This window comes from Streptomyces sp. NPDC058697 (assembly GCF_042715345.1).
Taxonomy (GTDB): Bacteria; Actinomycetota; Actinomycetes; order Streptomycetales; family Streptomycetaceae; genus Streptomyces; species Streptomyces liliifuscus.
In genome coordinates this window covers 448,734-467,006 of the sequence record NZ_JBHXSU010000005.1, presented here as the reverse complement: position 1 = coordinate 467,006, position 18,273 = coordinate 448,734, and the positions used below count along the sequence as shown (strand labels likewise).

General features: G+C 64.2%; 10 protein-coding genes and 1 pseudogene. 5 read left to right on the top strand and 6 right to left on the bottom strand.

Features of this window, described 5'->3' with window-relative positions:
• Positions 1-999: a CBASS oligonucleotide cyclase gene (locus ACFWXQ_RS15660; protein ID WP_383938861.1), complete on the bottom strand. Its 999-nt coding sequence runs from the start codon at positions 997-999 to the stop codon at positions 1-3.
• A 106-nt stretch (positions 1,000-1,105) separates the two neighbouring features.
• Here ACFWXQ_RS15660 and ACFWXQ_RS15655 point away from each other — a divergent pair, with 106 nt between their 5' ends.
• Positions 1,106-1,477, top strand: coding sequence for a hypothetical protein (locus ACFWXQ_RS15655; protein ID WP_383938858.1), 372 nt, complete (start codon positions 1,106-1,108; stop codon positions 1,475-1,477).
• Between the two features lie 57 nt (positions 1,478-1,534).
• Complete coding sequence (locus ACFWXQ_RS15650) at positions 1,535-2,653, top strand: HigA family addiction module antitoxin (protein WP_383938855.1); 1,119 nt, start codon at positions 1,535-1,537, stop codon at positions 2,651-2,653.
• Positions 2,654-2,820: 167 nt separating this feature from the next.
• Here the strand turns inward: ACFWXQ_RS15650 and ACFWXQ_RS15645 are convergent, their stop codons facing one another.
• The 3 genes and pseudogenes from ACFWXQ_RS15645 to ACFWXQ_RS15635 form a co-directional block, all read right to left on the bottom strand.
• Positions 2,821-4,791 carry a LysR family transcriptional regulator gene (locus tag ACFWXQ_RS15645; protein ID WP_383938882.1) on the bottom strand — a complete coding sequence of 657 codons (1,971 nt, stop codon included), beginning with the start codon at positions 4,789-4,791 and terminating at the stop codon, positions 2,821-2,823.
• A 216-nt stretch (positions 4,792-5,007) separates the two neighbouring features.
• Positions 5,008-5,430, bottom strand: a pseudogene (locus tag ACFWXQ_RS15640) (TniQ family protein); the annotation flags it as partial.
• Entirely contained in the window at positions 5,427-6,590 is a 1,164-nt protein-coding gene (locus tag ACFWXQ_RS15635; RefSeq protein ID WP_383938852.1) for an AAA family ATPase, read from the bottom strand. The pseudogene ACFWXQ_RS15640 and the gene ACFWXQ_RS15635, both read right to left, overlap by 4 nt.
• 664 nt (positions 6,591-7,254) lie before the next feature.
• Here ACFWXQ_RS15635 and ACFWXQ_RS15630 point away from each other — a divergent pair.
• The 3 genes from ACFWXQ_RS15630 to ACFWXQ_RS15620 all read left to right on the top strand — a co-directional run bounded on the left by ACFWXQ_RS15630 (position 7,255) and on the right by ACFWXQ_RS15620 (position 14,347).
• Positions 7,255-8,424, top strand: a complete 1,170-nt coding sequence (locus tag ACFWXQ_RS15630; protein ID WP_383938849.1) for a hypothetical protein — start codon at positions 7,255-7,257, stop codon at positions 8,422-8,424.
• Positions 8,425-8,525: 101 nt separating this feature from the next.
• Complete coding sequence (locus ACFWXQ_RS15625; RefSeq protein ID WP_383938846.1) at positions 8,526-11,783, top strand: hypothetical protein; 3,258 nt, start codon at positions 8,526-8,528, stop codon at positions 11,781-11,783.
• Complete coding sequence (locus ACFWXQ_RS15620) at positions 11,780-14,347, top strand: RNaseH domain-containing protein (RefSeq protein WP_383938843.1); 2,568 nt, start codon at positions 11,780-11,782, stop codon at positions 14,345-14,347. Before ACFWXQ_RS15625 ends, ACFWXQ_RS15620 begins: the two co-directional genes overlap by 4 nt.
• A gap of 156 nt (positions 14,348-14,503) precedes the next feature.
• Here the strand turns inward: ACFWXQ_RS15620 and ACFWXQ_RS15615 are convergent, their stop codons facing one another.
• A complete protein-coding gene (locus tag ACFWXQ_RS15615) occupies positions 14,504-16,180 on the bottom strand; it encodes a hypothetical protein (RefSeq protein ID WP_383938840.1) in 1,677 nt (558 codons plus the stop codon).
• A gap of 105 nt (positions 16,181-16,285) precedes the next feature.
• Positions 16,286-18,193 (bottom strand): hypothetical protein, encoded by a 1,908-nt coding sequence (locus ACFWXQ_RS15610; RefSeq protein ID WP_383938837.1) that lies wholly within the window; start codon positions 18,191-18,193, stop codon positions 16,286-16,288.
• Positions 18,194-18,273 lie beyond the last annotated feature (80 nt).

Genomic DNA, 18,273 nt, shown 5'->3' with positions numbered 1-18,273 from the left:
TCAGGCTCCTTCGAAGGACGGGCCGAACAGCGTGCGCCACGCGTCGTTGGCGTCGCCCTTCGTCGGTGCGGTCGCGGCCCAGGAGATCTCGTCCAGCGAGGTGGCTGCCTGGTCCACAAGGCGCCGACGGTCGTGTTCGGTGTAACTGGAGGCGACGTTGTTTTCCGGGTTGACCGGGTCCCAGACCTGGATGGCCTCGTAGGTGGTCAGCACGTCAGCGGGGTCGTAGAAGTCGTCGAAGACGATCGGGGACTTCAGGCCGGTACGCACGATGTAGGCCAAGACCTGCTCGATCGCGCGCGGGTAGTCGTCGACCTCCAGGGACTCGCCGTTCCAGCCGTTGTCCCAGAGGTGCGCGACGATGAGTTCGAGCAGGAAGCTCTTGCAGCGCAGGTCGGGGTCGAGGCGCTTGCTCTCGCGGATCCAGGCCTTGAGCAGCCGGATGAGCTCCGCGTAGCCGGGGCCGGCCTTCCCCTTCCGGGTCCGGATGAACTCGAGGTGCTGGGTGACGGAGGTCAGCACCCGCTCTCCCTGCCGGGTGATCAGGTAGCCCTTGTCGTCGGATTCCCCGGTGTCCAGCACCGGCGCGACATCGATCTTGAGGCCGGAGCCACGGAGGGTGATGCCAACGGCGTGCTGCGAAATGACGAAGTCGTCCGCGACCTTCGTCTTCCCGTACACCTCGATGCAGCGGTCCCGCAGCCACTCCAGCAGGTCGGACTCGGGTGTATCGGGGTCACAGGAGCAAACGTAGGCCGCTACGTCGGCATCGGAGCCCTCGCCCTTGCGGCGCTTGATCGCGGTGTGCTTCGCAGTGCTGCCCGACGCCCGGAGCTTGACCAGGTCGTAGTCCGGGTGGTCGTCGATGTAGGACTCCAACCGCTCCCTCAGGTGGTTGACCTGCCTCCGGCGCTCTTTGGCGTCATCCCGCGGCACGTTCACCTTGTTCTCGGCGTGCTTCGCCAGAACCTTGTGGTTGACGTGGCTCTCTCCCGCCATCGGGTCCCGCCTTCCTCCGCGGGACCATCCCGCGACGAACGATTACTCAAAGTTACGTACACCTGATTGGTGCATGAGATCAAACTCGCTGCGCCGAGAGAGTAGCATGCACAGATCCGGTAAAGACAACCTGTTCCAGAGGTGGCGGTTGAAGATCCTCTTCGGCGATGGCGAGCTGGCCCGGATCTGCAACGACGACGACGTCAGGCGCAGCCAGTACGGCCCTGCGCTGGCTTCAGCGATCCGTCGGCGGCTTGGAGAGATATCGGCTGTGGCACATCTGGCCGAGCTCCGCCGCCTGCCCGCCGCCCGGCTCCGCCACCACCCGACCCGCGGCAACGGCTACGTCTTGATCTCCTTGGGGCCGGCCGCCGATCTCCTCGCACGGCCGCGCGACGCCCCGACGCTCGTACTTCCCGACGGACGGCTCGATGAGCAGGCCGTCCGAGCCCTCGTCGTAACCGAGATCGTCCTGTGATCCGCCGCCTAGCCCCCCAGCACGGCCCCTTCCTCACCAGGAGAGAGGCACACTCCGATGACCTTCGGCGCCCCTGACCCCCTCGAGTACTCCCCGCAGACCGTGCCGCACCCGGGGGAAACCCTTAAGGAGACCCTGGAGGAACTCGGCGTTTCTCAAGCTGATCTCGCCCGCCGCACCGGTCTCTCAACCAAGCACGTCAATCAGATCGTGCAGGGCATCGCGTCAATTAGCCCGGAGACCGCACTTCTACTTGAACGGGCTACTGGAGTCCCTGCCACCGTATGGAATACGTTGGAAGCTGATTGGCGCACGCAATTGGCTCGCAAAGAGGAACAAAGCGCCCTGGCCAACCAAATTGAGTGGCTCGACAGGTTTCCATTGACCGAGCTGGTTGCTCGAAATGTTCTGCCCGACCGAGGCAAAACAGTTGCCAATGTGCAACGGTTGCTAGACTTCTTCGGTGTCGCCAGTCCTACGGTTGCTGAAGAGCTGTGGAACGGTTACAGCGTGGCTTTTCGGCGATCATCTGCAACGACCCCCAACGAATATGCCACTTACGCCTGGCTCCGGCTGGCTGTTATCGAAGCTCGACGTCGCCAGTGTAAGCAGTTCCGACGAGAGGCGCTGCAAGATCTCCTGCCAAACCTCCGCGCGCTGAGTAGACAAGCCCCAGAGACATGGCTCACTCAGTTGCCCAATCTCTGCGCGGAGGCTGGAGTAGCAGTTGTCTTCTCTCCAGCATTCAAAAATACCAATCTATCGGGCGCAACGCGGTGGCTCAATCCGGATAAGGTATTGATCGCCCTAACCGACCGTTACAAGAAGGACGACCGCTTCTGGTTCACCTTTTTCCATGAGGTTGGACATGTCCTACTCCACGGGAAGCGGCTGACATTCCTCGATGAGGATCCCTTCAAAGGAAAAGGACCAGCGGAAGAAGAGGCAAATAATTTCGCAGCCCAAACCCTGATCCCCTCAGAATACGAATCGTCCTACGAAGCACTCCGACGCCAGCCTAAACCGTTCACTCAAATCAGCCGATTTGCAGAACAAGTCGGCGTCGCACCCGGAATCGTCGTGGGCCGCCTTCAACACGACAAAGCACTTGACTGGAAAGAGGGCAATAAACTCAAGCGCGACTTCGATCTCGAATCCATCGCTGCTATGCAATAGGACGGCCCCATAGCGTAACGACACGGAGAGGAATCACCCGAGACGGATTATTCCCGTGTTTCTCAGGCGAATTAAGCTCCGACTGCACCAGCGACATCAAAGTCACTCCACCGTAAATTCCAGATGACAGAAGGCGACACCTCATCAACGTAAGGCGCCCATACACTTCACAGCTCGGTGCGCCCCAGTCCAATGTTCTGGATCGCATCCAGGACTTCAATTCCGAGTGGCGTCAATTGCATGGGCCGGTTCCGTTGAGTTCGCACGTAAAGAGGACCTCCTAGACTTCGTTCGAGTTGCCTGATCTGCATCGATATCACGCTTCTACAGATTCCGAGGTTCTTGGCCGCCTCCGAAAGGGAGCCGTATGGGACTGCGGCTGCAAATCGCGCGAGCCGCTCCCATCCATAAATTCCGGTGAGCGCTGACTTCAGCACGTCGGGGGCACCATCCGCGAGAGACTTGGTGCCAGGTTTATCCTCTCCGCTTCTACCTCCGCGAGACTGGCGCCCGTTCCGCATCGACAGGCTCATGTTTGGCCCGCTGTCCGGCTCTGCGAACCTGCGTTCTTGAATGACGAATTGCTCTCGGAGCCATTCTCCCGCGAGAGGTGGGCATTTCCGCACACTTCCGGGAGGGCGACGCGGCAGCCCATATTCACGGGCGATTCTACGAATCAAGGCACCGCTGGTATTAAATTTACGGGCGATTTCGGACTCCGAATATCGCTCGTAGTGGTGGGCCAGCTCCGAAGGCGGCAGTCGGCGCTTGAGATCTTCCCTCGCCGCTCCAGCGGTCCTGGCTTGCCATCGACTTTGCGGAGCGGGTTCTTGCTCGAGGACGTGACAGATGGCATGAGTTGATGTTGACAGTCGAGCTGCTACCTGTTTTAGAGTCAGTTTTTCTCGCCGCATCAGTTCATGCACGACAGTCGCTTCGACTCTTGATGGATCGAATCCAGGTAGCGTGAGGCCGTCTAACAATTCAATCGGTGGTTGCCATTCGATTGGTTCGCGGATTCCGTGCCGATCCAGAAACTCCATGCCGACTCTTTCAAGTTCCGCAGCGAATCCTGGTGTGAGGGTTTCCGGGAAATTTCTGAGCTGGCTTCGCCAAGAGCTGGTATTCGCCGCAAAGGGCTCTGGTGCAAGCTCCGCAGGAATCCCGCTGATCCGTTCGAAGAGATAGCAGCGAGTGAGACGGTGCCGGGGGCCCCGACCTGTGGACGCTACTGACCTTCGGCAAAATTCATCCCACTCTTGCTCCGGCAGGAGTTGCGAGTAGTCAAGAAGACGGCGGCGCCGATAGTCGATGGGCGGTGGATTTCCATCCAGGAATTCAGCAAGCCGGATAAGTGCCGCCTGAATGTCTCGCCAGTTTGGTCCATCTTGCAGTTGCTGAAGAATCCGAGGACTGTTGGTGCTGTCGGTGACTTCCCCAAGTAGCTTCATAGCCCGGTCATGAGTGAGGTTACTGCCGACCTGTAAGACAATGCATGGAAGTGCGGTCCTCAAGGTCTGGAGGTAAACACCTTTCTGGGGAAGCATCCTCAGCGCCCAACTAGCCCAGAACATGGCTGGAATACGTGCAGACCGCTCAATCGACAGACTGGCAGGTGCTGGGGTGGCGGGCAACGGCGAGACAGTTCGGTAACGCAGTCTGCTGGTGGAAGCCATCGTTGGCTCAAGTGCGGAGAACAGAACCCCTCGCAGCACCTCGCTGATGCCACGCCCCCAGTCAGAGATGATCACAGTAGGCGCGAGAGCCGGAGCCCGCGTTGCTGCGGAAGGGATCTGGATGAGCCAGCGAAGAGCCTCGCCTGCCGCCCGGACATTGGACTGCAACAGGATCTGGGTCGCCGCGGTGAGACTGGCTGCAACAGTCGTTGCTTGCGTTGGGGCCATGGACCCTTCACGCCGAAGATCAGGCGTATGCGAGTCTCGTCCTGGTGACTGAGCCAGCCCCTCTTCATAGAACTCAAGTAAGTCATGAGGAAGAATCTTTACGAGATGCTGTCGAGTAGCCCTGCTAATAATCCGTGCAGCCACGGACTTGATGTCGGCCAGTGCAGTACGGGCATCTTGAGGGTAATCGGCATAGACACCAAAAGCGGCAGAACCTTCCTCGATCACCTGCATGAGAATCTGCTGGGTTGAGAGTGCCGGGTGCCCTGTTGGTAATAGTGCCGTATGAGTTGTCGACAGCGGGTGACCGCAGCGCGTGGCCGAGCGCCCAAAGGCAGCGGCAGCGCGTGGGTTCATACACCGTCCCAGTCGGGATAGCTGGCCTCCCGGGCCGGGTTGAAGGCGCTGCAGTCGTCCGCAGTCCGGGCAGAGATCGGCCAGCATTCTTTGGTGATCCAGACATGCGAAGGACCAACCGAGGCGCCATGACAGGAGCCACCGTCCCTCGTTCATGGAAAGGCAATCCGGGCAGTAACGGGAGCCCCTACCTCGCCCCCAGAGATGTCGCCCATTGACCCGTCGAATGGCATGGTCGATCAGCAAGGCTCGTTGGTCGTAGTAGGCCAGTGTCATGCGGTGCAAGGTCTCTGGATCTGTTCCGGTAGCAGCTGAGATGCCAGCGGCTTCGTCGGCGCGAAGCGCAATCATCCAGTCGAGGGGCTTCTGCGGAAAACGCGGGCGAGCAAGACCAAGATGAGGCAGAAGATCGTTCAAAGGAGTCGTAAGACGGTTGCCCAACACCTCCAGCCAGGAGTCCAGCGCCTCACCAGGTAACGGAGCAACCCGCAGTGGCAGGGTCCGGGGCGTCGTCATGGAGCCGGGTTCTTGTCCGCGCTCGCCTCGCCAGGCCTGTCTTTTGTGGTAGCGCTACTTATCTTGCGGTGCTTGGACTTGGCTTCCAAAGCCTTCCTGGCTCGCTCCGAGGCAGCATCGATCTTCACTTCGTCGAGGAGCTTCTTGGTGAGCAGCTCGGTGCCGGTGCGTGCAGCACGTTGGCACCCTCGATTGATCAGCGTCACGAGCGATCCGATATGCCCTGTGGTACGGAGGTATAGGTAGTCGGAGAGTCCGGTGAGCACGCCGGCAAACGTCCGGCTCAGCACGATCTGCTGTTCTAGATCCAGCAATAGCTGCCGCCACTGCCGGCGGTGCTCGTCATTGTCGACGTCGAACGGAACCATGGTCAGCAAGGTTGCCCTGCGTCCGGTCTGCGACAAAGTGATGCCACCGCTGTCGTCGATTGGAGAGAAGATGCTGTGCTTCTTCAACTCGACGCCGATGAAGATCAGCGTCACTGGGAGCTGGTTCGCAATGCGATTGAAGTGATCGCTTATCTCTTGGTCGTTCTTGTTCGTCAATTTGAGGAAATGCAGGTCGTCGATGATTAGGATCTTGGTTTCACACGCTAGGACGCATTCCAAGGCCCGCTGAACGAAGTGAGCAGAAGTACCACTGACACGTCCGGGGTGCGCATAGAACTCCAGCATGGCTTTGTTTAAATCCTTCATACCGACGTTGCTCGTCAACCCGATGCGGCACACAGGCCATCGCTCGTGGCCCAAGTCTGTGAAGGCGCCCCTTCGCTGCATCTCCTGCCGGTGGTACTCGAGAGCGAAGTTCAACACTGCGGTGGTCTTGCCGAGTCCAGGGAACGCATCCACGGCGACTACGCTCCTTGGCTTGTCACCGCCCTGAACATTGCTGTCCGCGATGTCCCACAGGACTTCACTTACAGCTTCGAGCTGGGGTGTCTTGATCGGACCAAGGTTGGCATGCCACACACTGCGCTGTTTCTCGTAAGCCGCTCGTGCCGTCTCTCCCAGCGCGGCCAGCTGCTTAAGGGTCAGGAGGTCCGGCTTAGGGCGCGGGGGTGCTTCGGCGAGAATGCGGAAACCCTCCTTGCGGGAAAGTGTCAGGTTGTCCAGCTTCGGCTGCTCGTCACAGGCTGGATTGTGCTCCCGGGCATAACTCACGTGTTCCCCGAAGTATCGGCGCAGTAGTGTCGTCAGGGATGAAGTCCGCCTTCGTCAACCCATTGAGTCAGGAAAGCCGGACCAGGACCGCGCCCATTCCTGTCCGCTGGGGCCCAGCAGAATCAGCTGCGTAGGGGGTGAGGTAGACGCGTCAGCTCGAGTACTGCCTCCGGCCGGACCGCCGCCAGGGCGTCGAAGAATTGCACTCTTGCTACCCGCCCCGAGTGGTCTGCTCCCGTACCCCCCACCGGGACCGAGCAGGATAACCGCAACCGCCCCGACCACGGATGACACACACCCGCCCATAGCGAAGTGCGCGCCGACGACACCCTGCCCGCCAGACGCGCCACCACCAGGGTCACACGAGGATGGGCTTGCAGCACAAGAATCCGATACTCACCACCACATTGAGCGAATACTCAGAAAGTTTGTTCCTTTCTTTCCCATCGCCCGCACCACCCCCACAAATATCGAACGGTTGAACAATATTCACTCGATGTAGTGAATCACGGGGCGTCGAAGACCCTTCGATAGAAGTGTTTCCGCAGGTCGCGAGACGCCTAGGACCTTCCGGGCCAGGCAGTCGATGACAGTCCAGAGTGGCATGATTCTGCATCGCAAAGAGCTCTGTCGTGGTCACTTAATGAAGTGAGATGGAGGTCCGATGGTGCTGCCATCTGACGCTGTCCTGTATCGCCGCCGAGTACTGATCAGCGCTGCGGTACGCGCTGGATACGCCCACACCTGCCGGTACGACGAGCCGACTGCCCGGCGTGAGATCGCCCGCATGACCGGGGTGGTCATGTCCGTCTGTGGTCCCGGGCGCGGCCCGACGACCCCGACGATGCTTGTCGAAGCACTGCACAAGCCGATCGCGGCGATTGCGCCCGAGCTGTTCCGGGATGGATCCGGGGGCGAGCTGACGGTCCTGAACGGCGGTCTTCTGAGCGACGACGTCTACGGCGAGGGCTGCGAGGACATCGTTGAGCTGCTCAGTGGTGGCGTTGATCCGGCCCGCCGGTGGCTTCCCACCTGGGCCTGGATGCACGCGGAGTTGGTGGAGAACGAGGCCTTCCGGCGAATCCATGAAGGCGCCACCGATGAGGAGTACACCGCCCATCGATATTTCGTCGTCAAACAACCTGCTGGTGTGGAGCGCCAGTTGGCGCAGCTGTTCAGTGAAGCCGTCGGCATGCGCAAATCGGTCGCATACACGCCGATTCCCGCGGACCAGGTGTTCCGTGGGAAGTTCTGGTGGCCGTGTCCTGTGTGTCATTGGCCCATGCACATCGACGGCGATGAGGTCCGGTGCCGTTTCCCGCTGCACAACGCGGTGTACTTCGTCCGCGGGGACTCCTCCAAGGGACGCCCCCTGCTCCAGCGCAGAGACGGTGACGTGCCGCGCCAGCCCGCGGCCCGGGCGTTCCGGAGGGAGGGGGCGGATCGCAGCGTGTGTGTGGAGACGGCGGTGTGGCGCCACATCGTCGTTCCCGGCGTCTCCGAGGTCTACCTTTTCGAGCGACTGGAAGCGTTGCGTCGGCACGGCCTGCAGGTCCAACTCTGGCCCGACAAAGACCGCATCGACCTGTCGGTAGGGGTGCCGGCGACCGGCTGGGCGAAAACGCTGGACGTGAAGGACTACGCGTGTGCGGTGTCGCTGGCCGACAAGCTGCGCAAGAAACCACCCGCAGCGCGCACGATCGTCATCCCGGACTACCGAGGCGATGCCCAGCGCGACGAACTGGTCGCGCTCCTTCCGAATCTGGAGATCTTGTTCGTCAGCGAGGTCATCCAGCAAGCCAAGTCCGAGATCAGGAAGGGCCAGCGCCGATGATGCGTCAGCTGGTGGATGACGAGAGTGCCCTCGATCGGCGAATCCTACCCAAGGTCATTGCCGGCGCTTGCGCGGTCGCGGAAGCGCATTTCCCCCTCACGATGGCTGGTGGAGGCAGCGGCACCGATCTGCAACGTGTCTGCTATCTCCTCACTGGCCAATACGACGCCTGGGCCGAGTATCCGGACCTCCCGGAGTCGGACCAGCGGCGCATCAGTCGCATCCTGCGGCAGCGCCCGAACCGGCTGAGCAACGAGGAGTCGCTACACGTCGACGCCGAGCGGTTTCTGGCCACGGGGGCCATCAGCGAATACGTTCTCCAGGGCGAGGGTGAGCTGGCCTCCCGCCATGGAATGCCCCCTCGCGAGCTGGCCGACCTCCTCCTTGAGGAGATCGACCGGATCCGTACGGAGAACAGCCAGCCCATCCCCACCGCTGAGCCCGGCGACTATGTGACGACGCTGCGGGTCCCGGTCGCCGGTCATGAACACACCTGGGCCGTGCAGGCCCACTACAGACTTGAGGAGCACCACGCCGCTGCCGACAGCGACCCGCCCACCGTCCACACGTCCGCGTCCGCCGGCCAACTCACCGTCAAGGTCGGCGACTTCATGGCCCTCAACGCCGAACTCGACCAGCACTTCGGCGAGACCTTCCGCACCCAGTCGCTGGGGCCCCTGTTCAAACAGCTGCTCGTCCGGGACGACCAGCCCCTTGGCGAACTGCTCCGACTGCGTGCGGGGAATCTGCAGGTGCTCCAGGCTCCCACCGGCTTCGGCAAGAGCGTGCTCATGCGCAGCCTGGGCTCCTGGGCCGAGCAGGAAGGGGTCACCCTGGCCCTGGCCGTGCCCACCACGGTTGCCGCCCTGAAGATGACGTACGGCATCGAGTCGGACCTCCGAGCCCGGGGAGTCGAGGACCCCCGCCGTCTGGTCGTACCGCTGATGTCGCCCAACAGCATGATGGCGGCGCTGGAGCAGGTGGCCGCGGAGTCGAAGGACCGCGCGTTCGTCGAGTGGGCGGAGGAACGGCTGGGATACGGGTGCGCTCTGCCTTCGACGGCGACGATCGACGAAGAGGTGGACGCGTGGGTGCCGGGGCATGAGCAGTGCGTGTCGCTGGTGCCCTATGGCACCCCGGCCCCGCCCGGGCAGGGCAAGCGGACGAAGTCTGCGCGGCAGGGTCCGTGTGCGTGCCCGTTCCGGGAATCCTGCGGGAAATTCCGTCTCGCCCGCCAGGCCTGCACAGCGCAGATCATCGTCACCACTCACGCCAATCTCTATCAAGGGCACCTGCACATCCCGGTCCGTCTGGAGTCCGGGGCAGTCGTCGAACGCATGATGGTGGAAGAACTCGTCATGCGCCGCTGCCAGTTCACCGCCATCGACGAGGTGGACGCCTTCCAGTCCTTCGTGCTCGGGCGCGCCGGGCGAGGACTGACGCTGGCGTGGGGCAACAGGCAGGACCAGCGGCCCCTGCTCACCCTGGACGGGCAGTTCATCCAGGCTTTCGGACGCGTACGGCCCGCGCTCGACGAAAGTATGCGCAACACCTTGATGCGCACCCGCTGGCTCGCGGAGACCTATACCAGCCACCTCGCCCACGGCACCCTCGCTCCCAGCGAGCGTAAAACGAAGAAAAAGAGCAACGGCAAGAAGCGATCAGCTCGTCCCGTTCAGGACAAGCGGTGGATCATCCCGCAGCGCTGGGACGGCTGGATCAGCACCCAGCTGCGCGCCTTCCTCGCCGCCGACGAGGACCTGATCACGACCGAGGAACGCGGCTACTCTCCCGATCCCACCGAGCGGCTGCTCCTCGCGAACTTCTACGAGCGCAAGTTCCGCCTGGACTCGCTGCCCGAACACGTGCGCACCGTAGCGGAGCTGCTGCGAGACGCGACCAGTCCCGACGAGCACGCCGGCTCACTCGCCCATGTCCGCAAGAAGTTGGAGCAGCTTCTCAGCCACTGGGTACCCAACCAGCAGGTCAGAGCCGATGTCCTCGACCGGATGCTCCGCCGGGCATTCCTCGAACCTCTGCGGCAGCTCCTGTACCGCTTCGTCCACAACGCCCAGCAGCTCAAGCTGGCCGGCGTTGACGCAGCCCGCGACATCGCCGACGTCCTGGGGCCGTTCAGCGCCTGGCGCGCCATCCCACACGGACCACAGGGGCGGCTCATGTTCGCCTTCACCGAGGACGTCAAACCCGATACCCCAGAAGACACGCGGCTGAGCGTCGCGGCGTTCGGCGGCGACCCCCACATCTATGTGATCACCCTGGGACAGATCACCGCCCTTGCCCACAGCGGCCACAAACGCGTGGTGCTCGGCATGTCCGCCACGTCCTTCGCACCCGGAGCGCACCGCCACCACGTGCACGTCCCGCCAACCTGGTGGGTGCCCGACGACGTCGACCACGGGGTGAGCATCGACACCGAGCTCTTCCCCGGACTCGGGGCGGACATGCTCCGTGTTTCAGGGATCACGGGCAAGGACCGAATCGAAGCGACGAAACTGCTCGGCCAACGCATGTGGCCGCGCCTGCGAGGTGAACTGCGAGACCTCGGCAAGCTGAGCAAACAGCGAGTGCAGGACTCCATCCTGCTCGTCACCACTTCCTACGCAAGCTGCCAGCACCTGAGGGACGGTCTACTGGCAGCCGGAGCCGAACCCGGACTGATCGCCGTCGCCGTCCGCCCCCGCCAGGACGATGAACCCATCGCCCGCGAAAACGAGACCGGCGACCCGCTCTGGCACGAAATTCCCGGGGACCAACTCGAATCCTTCACCCGGCTTCCCAAGGCCCGCATTCTCATCGCGCCCCTCGGGCGGGCCGAGCGCGGCCTGAACATCCTTGCCCCGCAGACCAACAAGTCGGCCATCGGCTCCATCTGGGTCGCCGTGCGCCCCGTACCTCTCGTCGACGAACCTGACGAGCTGCTCGCCCACGTCGGCTCCCGGGCCTTGGACGAGAAGGCAGCCAGCGCCGCTCCCTGGACCGAGCTTGCCCGCCGGCGCAGCGTGGCTGGCAAGTACTTCGAGCAACTCGTCAACAGCGAACGCTACTTCCGTTCCCTGCCCCAGCGTGCCAAGAGAGCCATCGCCGCCGAACTCATCATCAGTCTCGTCCAGCTCGTCGGCCGCGCCCGGCGAGGCGGCACCCCCGGCCGTATCAAACTCGTCGACTACGCCTTCCTCGACACCAGCGGCAACTCGGACCTGCCCCAACTCATCCGTGAGCTGCGCGGCGAATGGTCCGGGACCGGGGTGCTCACGCGGATGCACAGCCTTTACGGCACCACCCTGGACGCGTTCTTCACCTTCGCCGACCACCACTCACGGAAGAAGAACACACCGTGATCACGACCCTCGCCTTCCTCTTCCCCCACACTGCCCTGGGCACGCTGACGCTCTATCCCCTGGAACGCGATTTCGGCGAGGCATGGAGCAACCTCCCCACATCAGGTGATGCCAAGAACGGCAAGCCTCGACGCCCTCCGTATTCAGGGCTGGCCGCCGCGCTCAGTGCGGTCTCTGGCCAGCCCGTCATCCTCATGCCCCACAGCTATGAGCGCCTTGACGACGAACTCGCCAGTCCCGCGGTCGCCGTCACCACCCGCCCCATCGCCCCGGACACCCTCGCCATGGCCGTCAGGGAATGGGAGCGTCGTGTCCGGAAAGGCGACGACGCCAACACCCTCGCCCCGCTCCTCGCGAACGCCGAAGTCCAACACCCCAATCTGGCCTCGTATGTCCGTGGATCGGACGACGGACGCCCCTACGCGCCGGGCTGGTTCTACCGCGTCGCGGCATGGAACTTCGCCCAGCGACTGGCTCGGAACCCTCTGCCCGTGCCCAACGGCCCGACAGACCTCAACGTCCGCTGGCGCATGGACACACAAGGCAGCCTCATCAGCTGGGACCACGTCACCAAGCGCAGCATCCTGAAGCCCAAACGCACCGGATACGCCATCCACAAGCTGGACTTCCGTGTCATCACCCTGCCGGGCGAACCCCTCTTCGCCCTGCATGTTCTGCCCACCTTCAGCCGCCTGGCCACCCACTGGGCAAACACCCGCACGGTCTTCATCGACCACGGCAAGGGCGCCCTGCTCCGGATGCCCATCGGGCACACCAAGAACAGTGACGGCGAGTGGGTCCCCTACGCACGGAACTTCGCCTCCGAAGTCATCGAGGCATGCGGTATGGACTTCACCGACTGGCCCACCAACGAAGGTCTGGCCGGCCTCGGCGGTCAGGTACGCGCTCTCGTCCCCGGACCCATCCCGCACCCGCTGGGCAAGGGGGTCGGCACCCGGTTCAACAAGATCCTCGCCGACCACATCAGCGCGACCGTCAAGCGCCCGCGGATCACCCAAGTTGCCTTCGGACGTACCGACATCGAACTGACCCGGCCGACCAAAGGCGCCGTCAGCCGCGAAGATCTGGATCACGCCCTTGTCGCCACCAGCTGGGACCGGGTACGCATCATCGCCCTCTACAACGACGGCACCACCCGACGCCGCATGGCCGAGACCCTCGCCCAGTACACCGACACACCAGACCAGCCCCTCGACTGCAGCGACCGCACCGACCACATGCTCACCCCTCGACTGGCCGTCCACTTCCGGCGCCTGCCGGCCCTCGACCGGGCCGATGCCGTCGACTGGCACACAGAACTGTCGGCCCTCGACGAAGTGGAGGACGGATCCCTCAACGGCGCCTGGGTCGAGACCGTCTGGAACCCCAAGCCGAGCAAACGGGAACGAGAAGCCAACCAGCACCGCCACGACCACAAACGAGACCTACGCCGCGCGCTGTACGACCGGGGCATCGTCTCCCAGTTCCTGGCCCGCCAGCCGGAACCCGAACCGAACGAAGACGACGACGCCCAAGAAGTCGAGGCACCGAAGGACTACAAAGCAGCCAACGCCCTACGCGACCTCTTCTTCCGTCTCGGCTTCGTCGACGACCGCCTCTGCCGGGTCACGGACCTCACCGCCGAACCCATCCTCGTCGGCATCCACCTGCGCCAACAACGCGTCAGCAACCGCCGCCCCGGAGGCGCCGACCGCACGCAAATGGTTGAGGTCCTCACCGCCCTCCACACCAGCTGCGACTCCGAACAGCCTTGGCACCTGAAAACCTACGACCACCACACACACGACTGGCGCCCCCAAGCCGAAGCCGAGGCCGCCTTCGGCCGCGGCCCGATCGGCCGCGACGGCCACGCACGCCACGAAGACGGCGCCCTTCTGGCCCGCCAGCACATCGACTCCGCTCTGAAAGTGCTGCCCAGCGACCGGCCACTGATCATCTTCGTCGACACCGAAGCATGCCGGACCATCTGGCCCGGCCTCCAGAACATCCAGTTCGCCACGGGCCCGTTGCCCGGCGACGACCTGCAGACAGACACCCGCCCCGTCGCCGTCGTCGCCATCAACACGTCCTACGGTGAAGTCCCTGCTCCGGTGGAGAACGCGGCAAGCAACCGCAAGAACCCCAAACGACCGCCCAAACCCCAGGACTACCTCTACCAGCGCACCACAAGCACCGGCATCACCAGCTGGTACACCGCCCAAGCATCACGGAGCTACGAGGGATTCGGCAGCGCGGGCAGCATCGGCGGCGTCTACACCCGCTTCACCCTTCCCGTGGAAGAACAGAGCCTCCAACGCAAGGACTGGCACAGCTTCACCGCCGTCCAGATCACCGTCCCCCGAGCAGCGGGCCACGATCCGAAACAGCTCGCCAGCCTGGCCGCCCAACTGTGCCACCAGTCCCTGGCCTGGGACGCACGCACGCGCCACCCCGTACCCCTCCACGTCGCAGCCGCTCTGGACCGGGCCCACCCCGAATACCGCGGCCCCAGTCTCGACACCCCTGAACCAGTCACCGCCGACACGGAAATCGCGGAAGGATAACCCGCTGACCGTCGACTCTCACCGAACTGTGCCTCTACCTGGGCGCGTTCCCCGGATCCGACCCGGGCAATGAGGCCACGGATACAAGGCGGGCAGCGGTGGACTTGTCCGACGCCCGGCGCCGAGGGCTCCGCACGGAGTCGGCAGCGCTGGGCGTCAGCGGGGGTCGGTGTACCCGCGCAGGCCGAGCGAAACGGGGGCCAGGGAACGGGAGTTGCCCGGGGCGTCGGCGAGATAGAGGCGGAAGTGCTCGCCGTCCTGGGGACGAAAGACAACCTTCGTGCCGGCAACTCGTCCGGTTCTCAGCGCTGCGATGGTCTGCTCACCGTTGTCCGCGATGACTCGGGGGTGGAACACATAGACAGCGCCGATGTCCAAGGCACGGCCGCCGATGGTGACTTCGAAGCCTCTGCCGCCAAAGCGCAGAGATTGCGGCTGCGGGCCGAGGGCGGTTCGGAGTTCGGGGGAATCGAGGCCGTTGAGGGTGGCGGTGACCGTGTGCGCCGACCGGTCGGCCACGCAGCGTCCCTCGATGAGCAGACGTGCGATCCGGAGGTCGATGCGCTCGGCGCCGCTGTAGACGAGCGGCGCGGGGAAGTAGGACTCGCAGTGATGCTGCACGACCTCCAGATCCGAGAGATACGACAACAGCTTCTCGACCTCCGCGTAGTCCTCCTCGGTGCCTCCGGTGGACAGCTGCCCGGAGCCGACCTCGGTGCCGTCGACGCTGATACGAAGGGAACCGCCGCGCAGGATGCGCTGATGGAGCCGCAGCACTCTCATGGCCTCGGCGGGCTCTCGGCCGGTGAGGTCGAAGGAGTACCGCACCGTCCCCTCGGTGTGCTGGTCGAACGGGAGGAGCATCTGCAGTCGGGCGGCGTGGATGTCGGCTTCGACGGACGCTCCCAGTTCTCCCGAGCGGTGTGCGATCAGGCGTCCGGCGTACCGCCCGGTCGGCGTGCCTTCGGAGTCCAGGAACTCGACCTCAGCTGCGGCGTCGGACGGTACGACATCCGGAACCGGTTGCCAGATCACTCGGACGTCACTGACCGTCTTCGACAGCCACTCCGGGCCGTCGATCGTCAAACTGGCCACCGCTTCGGGAGGCAGCTCGATTTCCTCGGCAGTCCCGTACCCCAGGGCCCGGGTGAAGGCTGCGGTCAGTCCGGCGTCCATGGCCTCGGGACGGGTCTCCAGACTCAGGCGGACGGGGCTGACCTCGAAAGCGAGCGCATGCTGGGCGCGCAGTGTCTGGATGACGGTGTCACCCCGGCGCTGAAAGTCCCAGGTCCAGTTGGGGTCGACGTTGTCCACCCGGTTGCCGAGAGCCCGGACACGCTCGATCAGGTCGTCACCGTCCACCAGAAGAGCCTGATCACGGCCGAAGTCCCTGGCCGCTTCCCGCGCCTGATCGCGAGTGAACGTGGCTTCCAGGGAGGAGTGCACGGCGAAGGCGTCGTCGAGTGCCGGTCGGTCCATCACGGACACCTTCACCGTCCGGCCGACGGCGAGTCTGTCGACGAAAGCCCGCTCCGACGCGGTGAGCGTGCAGGGGACCACCAGGGTCCATTCCACCGGATCATGCTGCATGGCCCGCAGGAACGACTTCTTGATCGCGGGGCGGCGCCCCCGGTAAGTGCCCGGAAAGCCGTCAGGGTGGTATTTCAACTGAAAGATCCGCAGCCCGGCATCGGTGCTGACGCGAACGTCGATCCCCTGGTCACCACCACGTCCGTTCACGGCGATCGCCTTGCCGTCGTACATGCGGTGGAGCAATGCCTCCACATGCCGGTCGAAGGCGACCTGCCCGATGCGGTCCCACTCGATCGCCATTCTGTGCACCTCCGGTATGCCCCGCATCCTCACACAGGGGTCTGACACGAAGCACCGGCATCTCCCCGCAGTCGGCCAGGCCCAGAGCAGACGACATCGCTGGTTTCAGCCCTGCTCGCCGGGGGCCCGGTCCTGCGGCGGGCGTGGCAGAGCGTCAGCGAGCGGCTGCAGCGCCGCCTGCAGCAGGTCGTAGTGCCGGGCGGGGCGGCTGGGCCGCAACCGCATGACGTGAAAGATGTGCTCGCGCACGGCGGCGTTGCGCATACTGCCGGACTGTTTGCCGCGCAGGATGTCCAGCATGCTGGGGCCGGACTCCTCCTGGATGCCTTCGATCATCTCCAGTTCCTCGATGTCCACGATCTCCACCGGATCGGTGTCCCGCGCCTGCAGCAGCCCGCGTACCCGGGCCCGTTCACGGATGACGGTGAGGGTGACCGGGTTGACGGGGAAGCCCTCGGGCAGCACGAGCAGCGGCAGGTAGCGGCGGTCGGCGGTGGCGGGCGAACCGGTGAGCGCGGACTCATCACGGCGCAGAGCGGTGATCGTCGCGTTGATCTGGTCGAGTTCCTCGATGAGCTTGTCGATGTCCTCGATCTGCGATTCACCGGGTACGGCGGTGGCTGCTTCACGGCGCAGCTGGGTCGTCGTGACCTCGATGACGATCCAGGTGCCGGGGTAGTCGATCGCGGCGTCGGCGACGCGCTGGCCCTGGGCGGTGTAGGCCGCTTTGAGGTCAGCGTCGTCGTAGACCCGGCGGGTGGTGCCTTCGTCCCCGGTGATCCTGTGCAGGACTTCGCTGACGTACACCTCGCTGAGGTGACGCAGGGTCGATTCGGCCCGGGCGGCCAGCTTGCGGTGGCCGGCGGGCTTGGGATGTTCCGGCGGCGGGTGCTTGATGTCCCAGATCGGCAGCCATCCGAAGGCGCGGTCGAGCAGGCGGCGGGGGTCGAGGATGAGCAGCCGCTCCTCGGGCAGCCGGAGTACCGGCCACTGCTGGAACGGGTCGAAAGACCACTCAGTGCGCTGTTCGGGCCGTTCGCTGCGCACCGCCTCCCGCATTCCCGGCAGGTCGGTGCTGATCAGCGCCAGCACCGCCTCGACCTGCTCGGCTGGTATGTCCAGGCCGGCCAGTTCACCCGGTTCGATGACGAAACGGCCGGTGGTGGTGACCATCCACAGGTAGCCGGCGACAGCTGCCAGAGACTCGAGCCGGATGCCCGTGCAGTCCCGGTAGGCCTGGCTGAGGTCGACGACGCCCGGCTCGCCCTGGTGCTCCGCCGGCAACTGCAGCCAGCGGCGCGCATAGCGGGCCAGGAACCCCGCGACGGACAAGCCGTAGTTGAAGTGCTGGTTGGCGATGATCTCCCGGCCCAGCGCGCCCGGCCGGTCTCCGATGACGGTCGGGCCCGAGTCGGGAAACACCCCCATTGTCTGCGTGAGCCCGAACAAGGCGCTCAGGACGTCACCTTGGGCTACGCCTTCCGGGAGTACGTCCGGCGAGACCTCCACCGCCATACGGGCCAAGAGCATGAAGGCCTGGGGCACGAGGAGTCTGCGGGTCTCATCCCGGAGCAGGTTCAGAACCCGCTCGCGGACCGGCTCCTTGAACAACAGGTCGGCAAACTGCTGATCAACTGCTCTTGCGGACGCTCCGGGAACGGCCAGGGAGTTGAGGGCCAGGGCGCAGAAGCGCAGAACGCCCTCCAGTGGAAGGCGCTGCAGTTGGCGCAGGGTGTAGTCGGCGGGCAGATGGAGTCCGAAGATCTCTTCCGGCGTTAGGAAGACGGCGGTCAGATCGATCGGCGCCGGTGGCTGAGAGGAGGCGGGGACCCACAACCCGTTCGAGCGTTCGTTCCAGCGAGGGACAAGGGCCGTCGCGGTCGATCCCTGTAGCACCGGGTTACCGGACGCGGGGTCGGCCAGATAGCCGGCCCGCAGGGAGGCGGGTTCGGCGTCGGCAAGCAGCTGCCTCATGACCTTGATCTGTTGGGCGAGGCGGTCTGCGGCGTCCATCGGCGCTCCTGTCGTGCATGTACCGCCGACCGTGGACTCGGCTGCCGGCATCCCGATCTAGCAATTACCAGGATCGATGC